Source organism: Flavobacterium psychraerolatum (assembly GCF_025960985.1).
Lineage (GTDB): Bacteria > Bacteroidota > Bacteroidia > Flavobacteriales > Flavobacteriaceae > Flavobacterium.
Genome location: NZ_JAOQMX010000085.1, coordinates 1 through 3,206 on the forward strand (window position 1 = coordinate 1; position 3,206 = coordinate 3,206).

Genomic DNA, 3,206 nt, shown 5'->3' on the forward strand with positions numbered 1-3,206 from the left:
ACAAACAAAAACGGTCTTAATTAATTTTAAGATTGGTACAATAAGCAAAATAAGGGCGTATGGGGGATGCCTTGGCTCTCAGAGGCGATGAAAGGCGTGATAAGCTGCGAAAAGTTACGGGGACGAGCACACATCGTATGATCCGTAAATACCTGAATGGGGCAACCCACTAGATTGAAGATCTAGTACACCGATAGGTGGGCAAACCCGCTGAACTGAAACATCTAAGTAGGCGGAGGAGAAGAAAACAAAAGTGATTCCGTAAGTAGTGGCGAGCGAACGCGGATTAGCCCAAACCAATGTTGTTACGGCAATGTTGGGGTTGTAGGACCACGACATTTTATGTATGAAGAATTAGAATCTACTGGAAAGTAGAGCCAAAGAAGGTGATAGCCCTGTATAAGTAATGATTATAATAGATAGTGGTATCCTGAGTAGGGCGGGACACGAGAAATCCTGTCTGAATTTGGCGGGACCATCCGCTAAGGCTAAATACTCCTGAGAGACCGATAGTGAACCAGTACCGTGAGGGAAAGGTGAAAAGAACCGTGAATAACGGAGTGAAATAGATCCTGAAACCATACGCTTACAAGCGGTCGGAGCCCCTTCGTGGGGTGACGGCGTGCCTTTTGCATAATGAGCCTACGAGTTAACGTTGCTGGCAAGGATAAGTGGTTAAGCCACGGATCCGTAGCGAAAGCGAGTCTGAATAGGGCGCTTTAGTCAGTAGTGTTAGACGCGAAACCGTGTGATCTACCCATGGACAGGTTGAAGCTTTGTTAACCCAAAGTGGAGGACCGAACCCGTTGACGTTGAAAAGTCTTGGGATGATCTGTGGGTAGGGGTGAAAGGCCAATCAAACTCGGAAATAGCTCGTACTCCCCGAAATGCATTTAGGTGCAGCGTTAGTTATAAAGTTATATAGAGGTAGAGCTACTGATTGGATGCGGGGGCTTCACCGCCTACCAATTCCTGACAAACTCCGAATGCTATATAATGTTCACTAACAGTGAGGGCTTGGGTGCTAAGGTCCAAGTCCGAGAGGGAAAGAACCCAGACCATCAGCTAAGGTCCCCAAATATATACTAAGTTGAAAGAACGAGGTTTGTCTGCATAGACAGCTAGGATGTTGGCTTGGAAGCAGCCATTCATTTAAAGAGTGCGTAACAGCTCACTAGTCGAGCGGACGAGCATGGATAATAATCGGGCATAAGTATATTACCGAAGCTATGGATTTACAATTTATTGTAAGTGGTAGGGGAGCATTCTAACAGGGTTGAAGGTGTATCGTAAGGTATTCTGGACTGGTTAGAAAAGAAAATGTAGGCATAAGTAACGATAATGCGGGCGAGAAACCCGCACACCGAAAGACTAAGGTTTCCACAGCTATGCTAATCAGCTGTGGGTTAGTCGGGACCTAAGGCGAACCCGAAAGGGACAGTCGATGGACAACGGGTTAATATTCCCGTACTACTGTTAACTGTGATGGGGTGACGGAGTGATGAAAGTGCCGCGAACTGACGGAATAGTTCGTTGAAGTACCTACCTATAAGGCCCGCAGGCAAATCCACGGGCTTTGGGGAAATACGATAGTACTCGGAGACTTCGGTTGAAGAGATAGTGCACCTAAGGGCTTCCAAGAAAAACCTCTAAACTTCAGGTTAATAGTACCCGTACCGCAAACCGACACAGGTAGTCGAGATGAGAATTCTAAGGTGCTCGAGAGATTCATGGCTAAGGAATTAGGCAAAATAGACCCGTAACTTCGGGAGAAGGGTCGCCAGCAGCAATGCTGGCCGCAGTGAAGAGGTCCAGGCGACTGTTTATCAAAAACACAGGGCTCTGCAAAATCGTAAGATGAAGTATAGGGCCTGACACCTGCCCGGTGCTGGAAGGTTAAGTGGAGATGTTATGGGTTTACTCAGAAGCATTGAAATGAAGCCCCAGTAAACGGCGGCCGTAACTATAACGGTCCTAAGGTAGCGAAATTCCTTGTCGGGTAAGTTCCGACCTGCACGAATGGTGTAACGATCTGGACACTGTCTCAGCCATGAGCTCGGTGAAATTGTAGTAACGGTGAAGATGCCGTTTACCCGCAGTGGGACGAAAAGACCCTGTGCACCTTTACTATAGCTTAGTATTGACTTTGGACAAATGATGTGTAGGATAGGTTGGAGACTTTGAAGTGGCGTCGCTAGGCGTTGTGGAGTCATTGTTGAAATACAACCCTTTGTTTGTCTGAAGCCTAACTCCGCGATGCGGAGGACATTGCTTGGTGGGTAGTTTGACTGGGGTGGTCGCCTCCAAAAGAGTAACGGAGGCTTCTAAAGGTTCCCTCAGTACGCTTGGTAACCGTGCGTAGAGTGCAATGGCATAAGGGAGCTTGACTGAGAGACATACAGGTCGATCAGGTACGAAAGTAGAGCATAGTGATCCGGTGGTTCCGCATGGAAGGGCCATCGCTCAAAGGATAAAAGGTACGCCGGGGATAACAGGCTGATCTCCCCCAAGAGCTCATATCGACGGGGGGGTTTGGCACCTCGATGTCGGCTCGTCACATCCTGGGGCTGGAGAAGGTCCCAAGGGTTGGGCTGTTCGCCCATTAAAGTGGCACGCGAGCTGGGTTCAGAACGTCGTGAGACAGTTCGGTCTCTATCTACTGTGGGCGCAAGAAATTTGAATGGATCTGATTCTAGTACGAGAGGACCGAATTGGACAAACCTCTAGTGTATCTGTTGTCACGCCAGTGGCATGGCAGAGTAGCTACGTTTGGAAGGGATAAGCGCTGAAAGCATATAAGCGCGAAACCCACCATAAGATGAGATTTCTTTTAAGGATCGTGGGAGATGACCACGTTGATAGGCTATAGATGTAAAGGCAGTAATGTCATAGTCGAGTAGTACTAATAATCCGTAAGCTTATGTACACCTTTTCCTCCCGAGCAATCGGGAGGAAGAAACTTTCTAGTAATACAAATACTTTTTTCTTTATCTCAGTATGTTAAGATATTATGTAATGTTGATTAGCTAAAAGCTAGTTTACCCATTGCAAAACGACCTTAAGGTGGTTATTGCGGCGGGGCTCACCTCTTCCCATCCCGAACAGAGAAGTTAAGCCCGCCTGCGCAGATGGTACTGCAGTTATGTGGGAGAGTATGTCGTCGCCTTTCTTTAGAGAACCCTGATTCATCCGAATCAGGGTTTTTT

General features: G+C 47.4%; 2 rRNA genes. Both read left to right on the forward strand.

Annotated features, from left to right (window positions below):
- The first annotated feature begins 38 nt into the window (after window positions 1-38).
- Window positions 39-2,926, forward strand: a 23S ribosomal RNA gene (locus M2326_RS17380).
- Window positions 2,927-3,059: 133 nt separating this feature from the next.
- Window positions 3,060-3,169 (forward strand): 5S ribosomal RNA (gene rrf / locus M2326_RS17385).
- Window positions 3,170-3,206: the final 37 nt, after the last annotated feature.